The 17,504-nt window shown below is 48.1% G+C and carries 9 protein-coding genes; 7 read left to right on the top strand and 2 right to left on the bottom strand.

The genetic code is table 11. The features are described from left to right. Positions 1-615 precede the first annotated feature (615 nt). Positions 616-2,877 carry an FG-GAP-like repeat-containing protein gene (locus tag PP769_RS19585; RefSeq protein WP_312643558.1) on the top strand — a complete coding sequence of 754 codons (2,262 nt, stop codon included), beginning with the start codon at positions 616-618 and terminating at the stop codon, positions 2,875-2,877. Between the two features lie 407 nt (positions 2,878-3,284). Here the strand turns inward: PP769_RS19585 and PP769_RS19580 are convergent, their stop codons facing one another. Both PP769_RS19580 and PP769_RS19575 read right to left on the bottom strand, forming a co-directional pair. Then, the gene (locus tag PP769_RS19580) at positions 3,285-7,514 is read right to left on the bottom strand and encodes a PKD domain-containing protein (RefSeq protein WP_312643556.1); all 4,230 of its coding nucleotides are present in this window, start codon (positions 7,512-7,514) and stop codon (positions 3,285-3,287) included. A 70-nt stretch (positions 7,515-7,584) separates the two neighbouring features. Further along, positions 7,585-8,589: a tetratricopeptide repeat protein gene (locus tag PP769_RS19575; protein ID WP_312643554.1), complete on the bottom strand. Its 1,005-nt coding sequence runs from the start codon at positions 8,587-8,589 to the stop codon at positions 7,585-7,587. Positions 8,590-10,872: 2,283 nt separating this feature from the next. Between PP769_RS19575 and lhgD the strand changes: the two genes are divergently transcribed. The 6 genes from lhgD (at position 10,873) to PP769_RS19545 (ending at position 17,472) form a co-directional block, all read left to right on the top strand. Then, on the top strand, positions 10,873-12,078 hold the full coding sequence (lhgD, locus tag PP769_RS19570; protein WP_312643551.1) for an L-2-hydroxyglutarate dehydrogenase: 1,206 nt from the start codon (positions 10,873-10,875) through the stop codon (positions 12,076-12,078). Between the two features lie 228 nt (positions 12,079-12,306). Then, positions 12,307-13,083: a glucose-1-phosphate cytidylyltransferase gene (gene rfbF / locus PP769_RS19565; protein WP_312643548.1), complete on the top strand. Its 777-nt coding sequence runs from the start codon at positions 12,307-12,309 to the stop codon at positions 13,081-13,083. Positions 13,084-13,166: 83 nt separating this feature from the next. Next, the gene (locus tag PP769_RS19560; protein WP_312643545.1) at positions 13,167-14,237 is read left to right on the top strand and encodes an NAD-dependent epimerase/dehydratase family protein; all 1,071 of its coding nucleotides are present in this window, start codon (positions 13,167-13,169) and stop codon (positions 14,235-14,237) included. A 141-nt stretch (positions 14,238-14,378) separates the two neighbouring features. Beyond that, positions 14,379-15,614 carry a methyltransferase domain-containing protein gene (locus tag PP769_RS19555; RefSeq protein ID WP_312643543.1) on the top strand — a complete coding sequence of 412 codons (1,236 nt, stop codon included), beginning with the start codon at positions 14,379-14,381 and terminating at the stop codon, positions 15,612-15,614. Further along, on the top strand, positions 15,611-16,150 hold the full coding sequence (rfbC, locus tag PP769_RS19550) for a dTDP-4-dehydrorhamnose 3,5-epimerase (RefSeq protein ID WP_312643540.1): 540 nt from the start codon (positions 15,611-15,613) through the stop codon (positions 16,148-16,150). The genes PP769_RS19555 and rfbC overlap by 4 nt, the downstream gene beginning before the upstream one ends. A gap of 14 nt (positions 16,151-16,164) precedes the next feature. Then, on the top strand, positions 16,165-17,472 hold the full coding sequence (locus PP769_RS19545) for a DUF4910 domain-containing protein (protein ID WP_312643537.1): 1,308 nt from the start codon (positions 16,165-16,167) through the stop codon (positions 17,470-17,472). The last annotated feature ends 32 nt before the right edge of the window (positions 17,473-17,504 follow it).

Genomic DNA, 17,504 nt, shown 5'->3' with positions numbered 1-17,504 from the left:
CTTGAAGCAACGGTTTGACGAGTAGGAGGTGTGGGTTTATTACCATATGGAGGGACCAGAAAAAAGTTTAAAAGGTCTAGGATTATTATAAAGAAAAAAAAATGGTTTTATTTAAAATGTCTGCCGGTTCTAAAGAATCCATATAATTTTAATACAAGTATAATTTAAGGTGTGCTTATCATGCTCTCTCCACCTATTCCCTATCGGAGATTCACTTGGCACGGGATATGCTTGGTTAATTATGATAGTCTAATTTCGGTATTTTTTACTAATAAGTAATTGTGTATACGCATAGCTAGTTTGTTAACTAAGCTATGAAAATCCGCCTTTATTTGGATTCACCCAGGCCTTCTATTTCATGCCTTTGATGCAAATGCACAATCCTATGACCCAATAGTGATGAAAAAAACTCAATTTTGTGGGCTGGGAAAATCAGGTTCTCACTAATGGCATGAGTGTCTTGGATTGACTATCTCAATAAACTCCAGTTCTTTTGGCAGGAGAGTCACTCGACTTACGAGGAGCCTCAATAATTAGAAAGGTTTCCTTTTCACTTTTTTCTAGTTGATCCGAAGGGTGGCCTATTGCACCACCTCCATTAGGGATTAAAAATATATGAAGAAAATTGGTGTCATGAGTCTGGCCTGCCTCCTATTTCTGCTGGTGGCTTCTGTAGTGCCAGCCGTCGCCGCTGTTGTACGGCAACCTTACTTGCAGCTTGTCACCCCCACCTCCATTACGATTGTCTGGCGTACTGATCTGAATTCAGCGGACAATAGCCAAGTAAAATACGGCACGGTGTCCGGCTCCCTGACTCAAACGGCCACCGGCACAGCGGTCACCCGATCCGGGCTCAACGTCAAAGATCACATTGTCACCATTACGGGCCTGACGGCTGGCACAAAATATTTTTATAACTTCGGCACTGCGACCAACGGGATACAAGGGGGTGGCACGACCAATCACTTTTTTGTCACGGCACCCCCCGTCGGGTCGGCTACGCCTATTCGGGCATGGGTGCTGGGCGACTCCGGCAACGCCAGTGTCAACCAACGGAATGTGCGGGATGCGATGCTGACCGAGACTACGACAAATCCACCCGATATTATTCTGCACATGGGGGACATCGCGTATGAAAACGGCACCGACGCGGAATTTACCACCAAGCATTTTGCGGTTTATCAAGATATTCTCCGCCAGACGCCCATCTGGCCCACCCTTGGCAATCACGAATCGCCATCGGTTAATACTTCCCTGGGCATTGGACCCTACTACGAAGCCCATGTCCTGCCAAGTAGCGGTCAAGCGGGGGGGGTGGCCTCTGGCACCGAGGCCTACTATGCTTTTGATTACGCCAATGTGCATTTTATTGTGCTGGATTCCATGGACAGTAGCCGGACGCCGGGCTCGCCGATGGTGACCTGGTTACAAAACGATCTGGCTTCGACCGGGCAGGAGTGGGTGATCGCCTTCTGGCATCATCCGCCTTATTCAAAAGGCCACGACTCGGACAATGCCAATGACTCTGGAGGGCGTCTGGTCGACATGCGGGAGACGATTCTCCCCATTCTGGAGGCTGGCGGAGTCGATTTGGTCCTTGCGGGACATTCGCATGCTTATGAACGATCCTATTTAATTGACGGTGCCTATGGCTATGGCACAGCGCCAAACTTTGCCACACCATCATTCAATGTGCTTCAAGCTGATGGCCATATTCTTAATGCGGGAAATGGAAATCCCTCTGGCACGGGAGCGTATCAAAAAAGTGCCGGGGGTGTTTCGCACGATGGGACGGTGTATGTCGTCGCAGGTCATGGGGGTAAAAGCATTGAAGCCACTGGATCCCATCCGGTCATGACCGTGGTTGACGCGGCCTTTGGCTCGGTGATTTTGGACATCACGGGCAGCAACCTCACGTTTCGGAATTTGCGAGCAGGGGGTGCGATCACGGACACTGTAGGCATCGTCAAAAATTCTAGTGGTGCCATTATTGCTGCGCAGGATTTTAATATCGACGGCAAATCGGATATTGTTTGGCGGAATACCAGTACCGGGGCTTCGGCAGTGTGGCTTATGAACGGTGTTAATATTGCTTCTACCGGGTTTCCAGGCGGTGCGTCTTTATCCTGGCAAATCGCCGGAGGGGGCGATCTTAATGGCGACGGGAAGTCCGACCTAGTCTGGAGAAATACGAGTAGTGGTGCAGTATCGGTGTGGTTCATGAACGGGACAACCATCACGTCGACGGGTTTCCCATCTGGGGCGCCTTTAGCATGGCAAATCGCGGGCGTGGGGGATCTCAATGGCGATGGGAAGGCGGATCTTGTCTGGAGAAATACGAGCAGTGGTGCAGTGGCAGTGTGGATCATGAATGGGACAACCATCACTTCGACCGGTTTTCCAGGGAGTGTACCGTTGGATTGGGTAATTAAGCATGTAGGAGATCTCAATGGCGATGGGAAGGCCGACCTCGTTTGGCGTAAAAACAGCACAGGGGCTGTGGCAGTGTGGCTGATGAATGGGGCCACTATTTCGTCAACGGGTTTCCCATCCGGCGGATCCTTAGCTTGGCAGATTGCGGGCGTGGGAGATCTCAATGCGAATGGCACAGATGACATTGTATGGCGCCATGCGAGCTCAGGTGCGGTGGCAGTGTGGTTCATGAATGGTGCGACAATCACCTCGACCGGCTTTCCAGGTAGTGTCTCGTTAAATTGGGATATTCGACAGATAGGCGATCTCAATGGCGATGGGAAGGCCGACCTCGTCTGGCATAATACGGGTAGTGGCACAGTAGCGGTATGGTTAATGAATGGAGCGACTATAACATCAACGGGCTATCCCGCTACTACGTCTCTGGATTGGCAAATTCAATAGGCAGAGGTAGGATAGAATTCTCTCCCGTGGCTCCCCTTAAAAAAATGAGTGGAGTTCCATTCATGTCTTAAAAATATTCAAGTTGTCTGAACAACTCTCGTTTTTTTATAAAAAATTATCTTAAATTCTCACGGTTTGCTCTAATCAATCAATGGTTAATGGCTATACCCGAGTTGTTCCCCGCCGCAGAACATTAGACTATTAGAAAAAATAAAAACCCCGAAAAAAATTTCTTTTATTAAATGGTGACCACCTGGTTACTCCTATAGACGGAGTGTCTGGCGTCCAGGAGATGGCCATATGCTGTCACCTTAATGGTTGCGGAAGTGGTATCAGCCAGCCCTAATGCACCAGATGATAGTCCCAAACCTAGGTATTATTGTTGTGGTGCTTGGGATAAGTCTGTTTTATTGGGGTGGGCTCTGTTGTTGAACGATGACGGCATACATGCTGCCGCTCCCACCGCTGGCATTGCCCCCCAGAGTAATGGTCCCGGCCGGGAAGGACCGCGAAAAGAGGCGGAGAGAGGTATCCGAGGTCACCAAATTTGTCCCGGTATCCGTAAAGGTGCTCAACCACGACGGCTTAGGGGTGAGACGCACGTCATGGGCAACCAACACGGAGACGGGTTGATTAACCGTAAAGCTGAGGAAAGTCGGAGTTGTCGCTGTTTTGTCATTGTTGGCGGTTCGGATATACGTGGCACCCTGTACGCTGGCAGGAACCGTGGTAAACGTATAGGCGCGGTCGATATAGACGGTGCCCCCGGCTTGGAGGCCGGAAGCGGGCACAATATAGGATTGCCCGCTGGCCACGGTCAGGTTCGAAATGGTTAAAGAGGAGGGGGGCGGTGTGCCAGACACTGTCACTTGAACCGTCGCGGGGGTGGGGTCGGTCAATCCCAGGGCATCCGTCACCGTATAGGTCACCGTAAACACCCCGGCGGTTGTAAAGGTTATGGCGCCGGGGTCTTCTACCGTGCGATCAGCAATCCCGGAGCCAGCTCCAAAGGTCCACCGATGAGTAAGGGGTAAGTTCGGTTCAGGATCAGTGCCCGTTCCAGTAAAGGTGACCGTCTGGCCCACCTGGATGGTCTGCGCCCCGCTAGGGGTGTTGATGACCCCATTCGGGGCTTGGTTAACCGGTCCTCCTCCCCCCTGAGGTTGGATGATGACCGCATACATGCTGCCGCTCCCACCGCTGGCATTGCCCCCCAGAGTAATGGTCCCGGCCGGGAAGGACCGCGAAAAGAGGCGGAGAGAGGTATCCGAGGTCACCAAATTTGTCCCGGTATCCGTAAAGGTGCTCAACCACGACGGCTTAGGGGTGAGACGCACGTCATGGGCAACCAACACGGAGACGGGTTGATTAACCGTAAAGCTGAGGAAAGTCGGAGTTGTCGCTGTTTTGTCATTGTTGGCGGTTCGGATATACGTGGCACCCTGTACGCTGGCAGGAACCGTGGTAAACGTATAGGCGCGGTCGATATAGACGGTGCCCCCGGCTTGGAGGCCGGAAGCGGGCACAATATAGGATTGCCCGCTGGCCACGGTCAGGTTCGAAATGGTTAAAGAGGAGGGGGGCGGTGTGCCAGACACTGTCACTTGAACCGTCGCGGGGGTGGGGTCGGTCAATCCCAGGGCATCCGTCACCGTATAGGTCACCGTAAACACCCCGGCGGTTGTAAAGGTTATGGCGCCGGGGTCTTCTACCGTGCGATCAGCAATCCCGGAGCCAGCTCCAAAGGTCCACCGATGAGTAAGGGGTAAGTTCGGTTCAGGATCAGTGCCCGTTCCAGTAAAGGTGACCGTCTGGCCCACCTGGATGGTCTGCGCCCCGCTAGGGGTGTTGATGACCCCATTCGGGGCTTGGTTAACCGGTCCTCCTCCGTCGCTGGACTCCATCAGCCGGATTGCACTGCCATACTTCCCCGTGTATTGGCTGGCGCTGTTTCCATCAAAGCTAATCGTAAGCACGACCTCTCCATCACTGCCTGGCTCAATATTGCTAAATCGCGCCACGTATCCCTTGTCATTGTCCGCCGGTAGACGAGTGGAAGTATCTGACGGTCCGGAGAAGATCACTCCGCCGACCTCACTGGGATTATCGCTTGCGACTGAACTTGTGTTGGTAAACGCGTCCTGCCCCGAAAGAGTTACGAGAGAGGCCCGATCCCAACCGTAAAAATCTCGATGAGCAAAGAAGGACAAATCGTAGGTCTTACTGGGATTGAGCCCACTAAAGTTCAACTGGAGCGAGTTGGTGATTTGATTGACGTAGGAGATAACGCCAAGAGTACTGACTTTTCCATTAAAGATGGTGAAAGCGTCTCCCATGGTAGGGTTTGCACCCAGAGTGGCTTGACCACTACCAATAAATTCGCCGCCCGTCACGGCTAGGGTCACACCGGTATTGAGGCCGGTGGTGAAATCTTTAAGTATGCCGCTGCTGGGTAAGCCTGAGTTTCCGACCGGAGAGGTGATTTTTGTGATATTCGCTTCGAGCTGGCCGGTTCCCCATGCGAGGTCATTGTAGGCGGTAAAGCCTGTTCCTTGTGTCTGGACCGTCACTTGAACCGTCGCGGGGGTGGGGTCGGTCAATCCCAGGGCATCCGTCACCGTATAGGTCACCGTAAACACCCCGGCGGTTGTAAAGGTTATGGCGCCGGGGTCTTCTACCGTGCGATCAGCAATCCCGGAGCCAGCTCCAAAGGTCCACCGATGAGTAAGGGGTAAGTTCGGTTCAGGATCAGTGCCCGTTCCAGTAAAGGTGACCGTCTGGCCCACCTGGATGGTCTGCGCCCCGCTAGGGGTGTTGATGACCCCATTCGGGGCTTGGTTAACCGGTCCTCCTCCCCCCTGAGGTTGGATGATGACCGCATACATGCTGCCGCTCCCACCGCTGGCATTGCCCCCCAGAGTAATGGTCCCGGCCGGGAAGGACCGCGAAAAGAGGCGGAGAGAGGTATCCGAGGTCACCAAATTTGTCCCGGTATCCGTAAAGGTGCTCAACCACGACGGCTTAGGGGTGAGACGCACGTCATGGGCAACCAACACGGAGACGGGTTGATTAACCGTAAAGCTGAGGAAAGTCGGAGTTGTCGCTGTTTTGTCATTGTTGGCGGTTCGGATATACGTGGCACCCTGTACGCTGGCAGGAACCGTGGTAAACGTATAGGCGCGGTCGATATAGACGGTGCCCCCGGCTTGGAGGCCGGAAGCGGGCACAATATAGGATTGCCCGCTGGCCACGGTCAGGTTCGAAATGGTTAAAGAGGAGGGGGGCGGCAGACTTTTCTGAATAGCCACGGTGTCGGTGATGGCGCCGCCTGCCCGCAAATTCCGAAACGTGAGGCTGCTGCCCGTAATGTCCAAGAGTACCGACCCATAAGCCAGGTCAACCACTGTCATGACCGGATGGGATCCAGTGGCTTCAATGCTTTTACCCCCATGACCTGCGACCACATACACCGTCCCATCGTGCGAAACACCCCCGGCACTTTTTTGATATGCTCCTGTGCCAGAGGGATTTCCATTTCCGGCATCCAGAATATGGCCATCGGCGAGAAGCGTATTGAACGATGGTGTGGCAAAGTTGGGGGCCGTGCCATAGCCATAGGCACCGTCAATTAAATAGGATCGTTCATAAGCATGCGAATGTCCCGCAAGGACCAAATCGACTCCGCCAGCCTCTAGAATGGGGAGAATCTTCTCCCGCATGTCGATCAGACGTCCCCCGGAGTCGGCAGCATTGTCCGAGTCGTGGCCTTTCGAATAGGGTGGATGATGCCAGAAAGCGATCACCCACTCCTGCCCGGTCGAAGCCAGATCATTTTGTAACCAGGTCACCATCGGCGAGCCCGGCGTCCGGCTACTGTCCATGGAATCCAGCACAATAAAATGCACATTGGCGTAATCAAAGGCATAGTAGGCCTCGGTGCCGGAGGCCACCCCCCCCGCTTGGCCGCTGGTCGGTAGGACATGGGCTTCGTAGTAGGGGCCAATGCCCAGGGAAGTTGTGACCGACAGGGCCTCGTGGTTGCCCAGGGTCGGCCAGAGGGGCGTCTGGCGGAGAATATCTTGATAGATCGCAAAATGTCTGCTGGTGAATTCAGCGTCGGTCCCGCTTTCATACGCGATGTCTCCCATGTGCAGGATTAGGTTGGGAGCAGGGGGATTCAGTGCGGTTTCGGTCAGCATCGCATCCCGCACATTCCGTTGGTTGACACTGGCGTTGCCGGAGTCGCCCAGCACCCATGCCCGAATAGGCGTAGCCGACCCGACGGGGGGCGCCGTGACAAAAAAGTGATTGGTCGTGCCACCCCCTTGTATCCCGTCAGTCCCGGTGCCGACGTTATAGAAATATTTCGTGGCAGCTGTCAGGCCCGTAATGGTGACAATGTGATCTTTGACGTTGAGCCCGGATCGGGTGACCGCTGTGCCGGTGGCCGTTTGAGTCAGGGAGCCGGACACCGTGCCGTATTTTACTTGGCTATTGTCCGCTGAATTTAGATCAGTACGCCAGACAATCGTAATGGAGGAGGGGGTGACAAGCTGCAGGTAAGGTTGCCGCACAATAGCTGCGGCGGCTGGCACCACAGAGGCCACCAGCACAAATAGCGCACAGCCAAGTGCCACTCTAAACCACTCTGATTTTTTAAAATATTCCAAGTTTTAAATGTTTGGTGTGGGAGTTGTTGTCGAGAGTCTATCGGCTCTCTAATGTTTTTAAGAAGTCATCGGCCTCGGCAAAATGCGGAGTCTTTTGAATAGCCACACGGAGGTCATTTTTGGCCTCTTCAATTCGACCCATAGCTTGATAAACTTGGGCACGGGCAAGCAATTGCATGGCTGTCTGGCGTTTTCCCAGTACACGATTGGCTTCAGCTAATGCCTGTTCATTGGCGAGTTTGGCTTCGTCTGGTCGACCCATATGGTCTAGGATTTCTGCCCGTTTGAGGTGCCAGGATGTTTTTACTGAAGAGCGAGCTATTTCTTCGTCTACCAAGGCTAGCGCTTCACTGTATTGTTTTTGAACCATTCGTACACGAATGAGGCCTTTTTTTAGTAAGATGGCATCTCCCAGCTTGGCAAGACCATCCTGATAGCCTGCCGCTGCGTCCTCAAGCTTTCCCAGGGATTCCTGGAGTTTCCCCCGAACAAGGTATAGCTCAATTGTAGGTTGCAACTGAATGGCTGAGTTAAAGTCGGTAATCGCCAGTTCAGTTTGACCATTTCGTGCATGAATGCTCGCGCGTTCGGCCAAGGCAAAGACTCGTTTCGGGTCCGACTCTTCCTGAAGAAAATAATCTAAGGCGCTTTCGGCTTCCTTGTCACGGCCCAAGGCAGAGAGAGTCAGTGCGCGTTGTAAGACAACAGTACGGTTCTCGCGGTTCAGCAGCCAGGCCCGTTCTAAATCAAGCAAGGATTCGACGTATTTCCCATTGGACCGATAGACTTGCCCACGACGAACCAGCAGATCCACACTATTTGGATCCTTGATCAGTTTCTCAGTGATTTCTTGAATCTCCGGCTCAAGCCCTGAATGGGCGGTGGCCAGTTTGATGAAACTGAAACATCCAATTGCCAGTGCCAAGCAGGTCATTCCCACAAGGCAAGATCTGTGTGAAGATCTTATTGTCTGGCCTATTTTTACAGCAACGTGTTTGAGTCGTTTCGGTTTTTTATTGGTAACTGGGGTCATCTTGTTCATCTGTGGACCTCCTACTAAGTTGATCGCTCCATCTTGAGTTTCTTCAGAGTTGGGACCGTTAGGTAATTCGGTAGGGTCGGCGATTAACTTTATCTGGATTTGATGAGTCTTTCTCCAAGAATGATAACCTTTGACTAAGGCAATCATCTTGTTGTGATTAGCTTATTATAAATTGTAAAGGAATCCAAGCTTAGGAAGTAATACTTTTCTGAAATAAGTAATTCATGCGCAATGCCTCTTTTGCCCTATATAGGTCAGCATCTATTTGGAAGGAAGGGTGGGCTGAAACCTATATATCATCTCAGTGTCATTGAGGCCGTGACCCAGGGATAGACAGTCTTTATTGTCGAGCCCATCATTGAAGAAGAAGGGTTTCTGATTCCGGTTTGAAATTTGATACTTAGGGCCTTTTTCTTGGCTTGTCGATCCCCACGACGGTTTCGAGTTTATCAATAATCGAGTCGTGGAACCGAAAACCTACGAATTGGGTTCACCGAATCATGGGCCTGACAAACCCATGACGACTTTTATTGAGTGGCCAGAAGGATCCTCGGTTACCTTCGGATCTCGTTGCGCTACACCACAATGGTCTAGATGGCAACGAGGCCTCTCTGATTTTTTAACACAACAACAAACTCACACCGACCATGTTCCCTCTTTATTGTTTATTAATACCAAGAGCAGAAATGTAAAGATCTATCCCACAGGGCGAGCCAGCCAGCGGTCACTGCTCAAATGCCAGGTATAGGGACAGTGGGCGACATCCATTTCCCCCCTAGGCATATCGTGTTGTGATAAAAGATTCAGTGCCGTGTTCAAAAGCCAGAGCGCATAATACATCCTTTTGTCCGCTCCAAGCCACTAGCCTGACCTGGGAACTGCTGAAAGCAGCTGGTTGCCGAATGATTGCCGGAAAATTCGGTAAGGAAAACCACAAGTAAGACGTTGAGTTAGTTGAATTTTCTGATATGATCTGATGTAAGGAACAAAAGATAAAATGTCTGACTCTAAGTGGTATCTCGTTCATATGTATAGCCCGTCAGGAAGACGTAGCGGAGTACAATCAACGATTGCTTGGGCTTGAATCCTATTGTCCGCGTTTACGGGAATTGAAATCAACTCATTGTTAAGCTCAAGGTGAGGGGAGAAGTATTTATTCCCAGGGTATTTTTTTTAAGAGTTAACATGAAGACCGGATACCGGAAAGTGAATTATGCTCATGGGGCTATGAGGGTGGTCAATTTTGGCATGGGCCCCGCAGTCGTGGAAGAAGAAATCATTGACTCAATTAAGGAGAGAGTTCACAATGGATTTATTCTCCCCCCTTCAGCTTCCTTGGAATCTGGACAAATATTTCGTATTCATAAAAGACCTTTTCATGGCTTTGAGGTAATTTTTGATCAAAAACTATAGGGGGCGCAACGAGTCGCACTGCTCCGTCGCATTCCAAATTCGTATGGTTCTTGCTCGCGATTGTGTGGTGTTGTAATGAGAATTGCATTGCCTAATTTGGCCATTATAGGGAATAAAGTCTTTAAAATAAGACCAATATAAATCTAGCCAATAGGTTCCTCCAAAAACAAAAATATAATCCTCGACTTTTCCTTGATTTTTGCTTCTGGTTTGAAAACGCGTACAAATAAATTAGGCTAAGTAGCTGCAGGGTTAATTGAAAACTTTAAGGAACAAGCAGCTATTTCAGGGTATAGATCCTTGGATAGTAAATAAATTGAATTAAGAAATGCTTGTAGCGTGTTTTATAGAATACTCTCATTTTGTCCTTCTTGATGTCTGAATAATTTCGATATTTGTTGGAACAGGAAAATTTGACGATAAGCAGATTAACTCAGTTAGCTGGGGATGGCGGCAGCTTGTCCAATTTTGACACTTGCGTTGAATTTTCATACTCAAAAACAAACAGTGAAGTCGTTTTATATTCCTAATAAAATTGATGAAAATGCCATAATTTAGAAATGCATTCCGGGTTTTCGGTTTTTTTTAGGAGGACTGAAAATGCCAAGCAAGAATTTAGAACAACTGAACCGGATGGTCTGACAAAAATGCGATTCACCTTTTCTTTTTTCCCCCTGTAGAAGGTTAAGGATGACCTGTTTTATAATTCAATCCCCTATGATGGCCCCGGCCAAAGCTGTCCCGATAATTTTCTTCCCCTGATTTATTTTATTTTAAATGGTAAACAGGTCGTTGCCATCCTTTCATAGGGTCAATTTAGTCAGGTTTTAAGGGCTTAATAACTCTTCGCGAATTTGCTGTAGGTAAAAAATGGCAACCTCAGACTTTCTGGTCATTGGTGGCGGAATCATTGGCATTAACATAGCCCGAAACCTGAAACGGCAGTTTTCCGATGCGACCGTGACTATCATTGAAAAGGAAAATCACTGTGGCGCTCACGCCAGCGGTCGGAATAGCGGGGTGTTGCACGCTGGTTTTTATTATTCGCCTGAAAGCCTGAAAGCCAAATTTACACGACTTGGAAATAAACGGCTGACGGAATATTGTGAATCCAAGCAGATACCGATGAATAGGTGTGGAAAGCTCGTTGTTGCCAAAGATTGTAGCGAACACCCAGCTCTCGACGAACTTCTCAGGCGAGGAAAAATAAACGACATTGATTTACACGCCATTACCGAGGAGGAAGCCAAAGCTATTGAGCCCCGTGTGAAAACTTGCCAGCGAGCCCTGTTCTCCCCAACAACATCAACGGTGGACCCTACTAAAGTTTTACAATCAATGACTAGCGATGCCATTCAGGAGGGGGTAGAAGTTCGTTGCGGCGTTCAGTATCTCAAAAAAACCCGGGAGGGAATTTTTACGTCAGCCGGTGACTTTAAAGTCGGGTATCTCATTAATGCGGCCGGTCTGTATGCAGACAAAATTGCAAAGGATTTCGGTTTTTCTGAGGATTATAAAATTCTTCCATTTAAAGGACTCTACCTCTACTCGAATGAGCCAATAGGAGCCATCCGAACAAACATTTATCCAGTTCCAGATTTGCGGAATCCGTTTCTCGGAGTCCATGTTACTGTCACCTCGGAGGGCAAAGCTAAGATTGGACCAACGGCGATTCCTGCTTTTTGGCGGGAACAATATTCCGGATTTGAGAACTTTAGCGTTCAGGAGTGTATGGATCTCACTTTAAGGCAAATGCATCTTATAGGATTTTCTAATTTTGACTTTAAAAAACTGGCCTTTCAGGAGTTGAGAAAATACTCTCGCAGCCATCTGGTCACTTTAATTTCTGCTTTGATCGATGGGGTGCAGCCAGGGCAGTATACCTCCTGGGGAAGACCAGGGATAAGAGCACAACTGGTTAATATGAAGGAGAAGAGCCTCCAAATGGATTTTGTCCTTGAAGGAGATGACAAATCCATGCATATTTTAAATGCGGTTTCTCCTGGATTTACATGCTCTATCCCTTTTTCAGAATATGTCTGTGAGAGGGTTCAGGCGATTATGAAAACCGCCTGAGAGCAATTATAAATTATAGTTGATATAGACAGCTCATACCGAAGTGTAAGGGAACGTGTTGAAATTTGTTTGATAGCCTCCTGTCCGATGGCAGCGAAAGAATGAGGGCGGGATATACAGAATGGGTAGTTTCTGAGCTCTTTTGTTGGCCGTTTTTTTTTGGCACTTATGTGTTGTCCTAAGCTGGGGTAGTATTATTGATGAGAAAAAAAGAAAAGGGACAGAATTATGAAAGTTGTTATTCTAGCTGGTGGATTCGGAACTCGATTTTCTGAGGAAACGGCCTTAAAACCAAAGCCCATGATAGAGATCGGAGGGAAACCGATTCTTTGGCATATCATGAAAGTGTATGCCGCGTATAATGTCACCGAGTTCATCGTGGCATTAGGGTACAAGGCTGAGGTCATTAAAGAATACTTTTTAAACTTTTATGCTATCAATAATGATCTCACAATTGATTTAGCGAATGGAAAAACCACGATACATGACGGCAAACAGCCAAACTGGAAAATTCATCTTGTTGATACTGGAATGCATACGCAAACAGGCGGAAGGCTCAAGCGCCTTAAAAAATGGTTGGGTGATGATGAAACCTTTTTATTTACGTATGGCGATGGTGTGGCAGACCTCGATATTGAATCCGTGATTAAATTTCATCATTCACATGGAAAATTGGCAACCGTAACCACCGTACGTTCACCTGCCCGGTTTGGGCGAATCGGCTTTGAAGGAGATAGGATCTGTAACTTTCATGAAAAACCTGAATCTGGGGAAGGGTGGATAAACGGTGGATTTTTTGTGCTAAATGGTAAAGCCATTGATTACATCCGTGATGATGAAACATCCTGGGAAAAGGAGCCTTTGGAAGCTCTGACCAAAGATGGGCAAATGATGGGATACCGACATTATGGGTTTTGGTCGTGCATGGATACATTGAAAGAAAAAAACTATTTGGAAGAACTCTGGGATTCACAAAATGCACCATGGAAAATATGGACCGATTAGATGGATGGTCTTCTGGTGGTCAGGGCTATGAGATTTGGACGAAATTGGGGTAGGTCATATTTTGAACTACATTGGGGGATCTCGTGAAGATATTAATTACAGGTAATTTGGGTTATGTCGGCCCGGCGGTCATTCAGCGGCTGAGGGAATGTTTTTCGGGTGCAACACTGATTGGCTTGGATATGGGATTTTTTGCGCATTGTCTCACTGCTCCTGAGATGGTCAGTAGGGCACAGGTCGATATTCAATACTTCGCCGATGTTCGCAATCCACCTGATGAGGTTCTTCAAGATATTGATGCGATTGTCTATTTGGCGGCAATTTCGAATGATCCCATGGGCGCCTTATTTGAAGATGTGACAGCAAAAGTGAACCACCATGCGGCCTATTCCCTCGCTGTGAAAGCCAAAGCCAGAGGTGTACAGTCCTTTATTTTTGCATCGTCTTGCAGCGTCTATGGCTTCGCCGAAGGCGCCAGGGATGAAGATTCGCCCTTGAATCCGCTCACGGCTTACGCCAAATCAAAATTAGGTGCGGAGAAAGATCTTAGCGGCTTAGCGGATGAGCGGTTTGTTGTAACATGTCTTCGCTTTGCAACTGCATGTGGAATGAGTGAGCGGCTTCGGCTGGATTTGGTATTAAATGACTTTGTTGCAAGTGCCTTAGTCAATGGGGAAATTATCATCTTGAGTGATGGGACCCCTTGGCGCCCCCTTATTCATATTAAGGATATGGCTAAGGCTATTGAATGGGGCATTCGAAGAAGAAAAAGCCAGAACGGCGGTGAGGCTCTTTCGGTCAATGTCGGGAGCAATCAATGGAATTACCAGGTTAGGCAGTTGGCGGACGCGGTGGCTCAGGTTATTCCGGGGACGACAATTTCTATTAATGAAGGCGCGCAACCTGATCGCAGGTCCTATCAAGTGAACTTCGAGCGGTTTATGAAGTTGGCCCCAGAGTTTCAGCCTTCCATTGATTTGCATGCTGCGATAGTGGAATTAAAAGATGGAATGACGGCCATAAACTTTCATGATAAAGACTTTCGGAATTCCGAGCTGATTCGGTTGAACCAGCTTAAACGTTTGAAAGCTGCGGAACTGATTACTGAAAATCTTGATTGGGTTGCTGAAAAAGCAGACTCGATTGTGGCCTAAAAATTTCATCACCATTCATTACATTAAGAGCCAGAGCCTAAAAAGTCGTTTCGTTAAAATTTCCGTGTGACGTTCAAAAGAAGTTTTCCTCAAGAGACCAACCTTGATCCGAATATTCGTTTAAATGAAAGAGGTCTTGCTGTGAAGAAAAACGTATGCCGGTTTTGCGACACCCCATTGGGGGTTACCTTTTTGGATCTTGGGATGTCACCACTCGCTAATAGCAATTTGACCGAATCCCAATTGAATGCGGTAGAGATGTTTTTCCCCTTGCATGTGTATGTCTGTGAAGCCTGCCTGTTAGTTCAACTTGAGGAATGTTCCAGCCCGGATAAAATCTTTTCAGATTATGACTATTTCTCAAGCTATTCAGATTCCTGGCTCAGACATGCTCAGCAGTATTCAGAACAAGTGATTAAGCGGTTTGATTTAAATGTCAGAAGCCAGGTGATTGAAATAGCCAGTAATGACGGGTACCTTTTGAAAAATTTTCGTGACCATGGCATCCCCGTTTTGGGCATCGAGCCTGCGAAAAATGTGGCAGAGGTGGCTAGAGAAAAGGGTGTTGCAACCATTGTCGAGTTTTTTGGGGAAAAATTAGCCCAAGATCTTACAGGCAAAGGGACGCAGGCCGATTTACTGATCGGTAATAATGTGCTGGCGCATGTTCCAGCTTTGAATGATTTCGTTCGAGGCCTGAAAGTCTTGTTAAAGCCCACAGGGGTCATCACGATGGAATTCCCACATCTGATGCGATTAATGGGAGAAACCCAATTTGATACCATTTATCATGAACATTTTTCCTATTTTTCTTTTTATACGGTTCAAAAGATTTTCGCCAGACATGGGTTGAAAGTCTTTGATGTGGAAGAATTATCTACTCATGGTGGATCTCTCCGAATTTATTGTGGCCACGAGGAGGACTCAACCAAATCCATTCAACCTCGTGTTATTGAACTTCAGCAGCGTGAAGAAAAAGAAGGATTTTCCCAGTTGGCGCATTATTTGTCATTTGTGGGTCGCGTCACCTACGTCAAACGGCAACTCTTGTTATTTCTCATCTCTGCAAAGGAAGCAGGGAAAACCATCGTAGCTTATGGAGCACCCGCAAAGGGAAATACCCTATTGAATTATTGTGGAATTAGAACAGATTTCATTGATTATACTGTTGATCGTAGTCCTCATAAGCAGGGGAAATTTTTGCCTGGAACCCATATACCTATTGATGAACCTGATGCAATTAAAAAAACCAAACCCGATTACCTGTTGATCCTACCCTGGAATCTGAAAGATGAGATCATGGAGCAAATGGCATTTATTCGGGATTGGGGTGGGGCCTTTGTCGTGCCTATTCCGGAAGTCGTGGTCTATCCATGATTTTCACGGAGTCACCACTCAAGGGGGCCTTCCTTATTGATCCGGAAAAGGTAGAAGACTCCAGAGGCTTTTTTGCACGAACGTGGTGCCGGCGGGAATTTGAGCGACACGGTATCTCCTTTCAACCCGTTCAGTGCAATGTATCGTTTAATAAAATTAAAGGGGTTCTTCGAGGAATGCATTATCAATCGGCTCCTCATCAAGAAGCCAAGCTCATCTGGTGTATTAAGGGTGCGATTCACGATGTAATTATTGACTTGCGTCCATATTCTTCAACTTTCACGAAACATGTGGCAGTTGTCCTCAGCGAAGAAAACCGCCGGATGTTATACATTCCAGAAGGGTTTGCTCATGGGTTTCAGACTTTACAAAATGAGTCGGAAATTTTTTACCAGATGTCTGAGTTTTACGCTCCTGAATTTGCCAAAGGGGTAAGGTGGAATGATCCTTCATTTGGAATTCAATGGCCCACGGATGATCGCATCATATCCGGTCGTGATCAGAGTTATCCTGACTTCAACCTCACAAAGGACTAAAAGCTAGAATTATTATGCGAGAGATATCTGACAAAACTGCAATCCAGCTAGGGAAAGAGATGCATCGGCTCATTGCCGATCTGTATCCCATTTGTCGGAGTATTACCGGCGATGGTGTTCGAGAAACGCTTCGTCTCATTGGAAAGCATATTCCTGTTGAAAGCCATGAAGTTCCAAGCGGGACCAAGGTCTTTGATTGGATTGTACCTAAAGAGTGGAATATCCAAGATGCCTATATAAAGAACGCCAGGGGAGAGCGGGTTGTCGATTTTCAAAAATCAAACTTGCATGTTGTCAGCTATAGCCAGCCGGTTCACGCCACAATGACTCTCGAGGAGTTAACGCCTCATTTGCATTCTTTGCCTGGTGACCCTGAAAGGATTCCCTACCGTACGTCCTATTACAAGGAAAGTTGGGGATTCTGTCTGAGTCACCAACAATTGAAGGGACTGACAGAAAAGGAATATGAGGTGTGCATCGATTCAACAATAACAGAGGGGCATTTAACTTACGGCGAATATTATATAAAAGGAGAATTAGAACAAGAAATCTTAATTTCCTGTCATATTTGTCATCCATCTTTATGCAATGACAACCTCTCAGGAATTGCTCTTGCGACGTTTCTTGCCAAAGCTTTATCTTCGACATCATTGCGGTACTCCTATCGGTTTCTTTTTATCCCTGGAACGATTGGGTCTATCACTTGGCTTGCGCTGCATCAAGAGCAAATATCCAAAATCAAGGCAGGCATAGTGGTAACAGGAGTGGGGGATTCTGGGCCGGTGACCTACAAGAAAAGTCGACAAGGATGTGCTGAGATTGACCGGGCGTTCAACTATATTCTTACAACGTCTGGGCAGGCGCATACTATTATCGATTTTTTCCCCTATGGGTATGATGAAAGGCAATACTGTTCTCCCGGGTTCAATTTGCCTGTTGGCTGTTTCATGAGAACCCCTCATGGAGAATATTCGGAATATCACACTTCTGGGGACAATCTATCGTTTGTCCAACCGGAATATCTTGACGCGTCATTGACTTGTTGCCTAGAGGTCTTGAACCTTCTTGAACGGAACAGAACCTATCTCAGTCAAAACATGCAGTGTGAACCACAACTAGGAAAAAGGGGGCTGTATCGGGCAATTGGGGGGGAGTCCGAAGGAGCCAAACGAGAAATGGCAATGCTGTGGGTGCTAAATTTATCCGATGGCCATTACTCCGTTTTAGAAATCGCGGAACGGTCAAACATGCCTTTTCGGATTATCTCTGAGGCAGCAGGTATTCTCTTTGATCATGGGTTGTTGAAAGAAATTGTTGACTGATTCAATTAGGAAATGACGAGCCTTTAATGGAT

This window comes from Candidatus Nitrospira allomarina, from assembly GCF_032050975.1.
In the GTDB taxonomy this organism is placed as follows: domain Bacteria; phylum Nitrospirota; class Nitrospiria; order Nitrospirales; family UBA8639; genus Nitrospira_E; species Nitrospira_E allomarina.
The sequence above is the reverse complement of the archived record's forward strand: the minus strand, read 5'-3'. Positions and strand labels throughout refer to the sequence as shown.

Coding starts and splice junctions, on each gene's coding strand:
- rfbC (WP_312643540.1), top strand. CDS start 15,611: ATGATTTTCACGGAGTCACCACTCAAGGGGGCCTTCCTTATTGATCCG.
- rfbF (WP_312643548.1), top strand. CDS start 12,307: ATGAAAGTTGTTATTCTAGCTGGTGGATTCGGAACTCGATTTTCTGAG.
- PP769_RS19545 (WP_312643537.1), top strand. CDS start 16,165: ATGCGAGAGATATCTGACAAAACTGCAATCCAGCTAGGGAAAGAGATG.
- PP769_RS19585 (WP_312643558.1), top strand. CDS start 616: ATGAAGAAAATTGGTGTCATGAGTCTGGCCTGCCTCCTATTTCTGCTG.
- PP769_RS19575 (WP_312643554.1), bottom strand. CDS start 8,589: ATGAACAAGATGACCCCAGTTACCAATAAAAAACCGAAACGACTCAAA.
- lhgD (WP_312643551.1), top strand. CDS start 10,873: ATGGCAACCTCAGACTTTCTGGTCATTGGTGGCGGAATCATTGGCATT.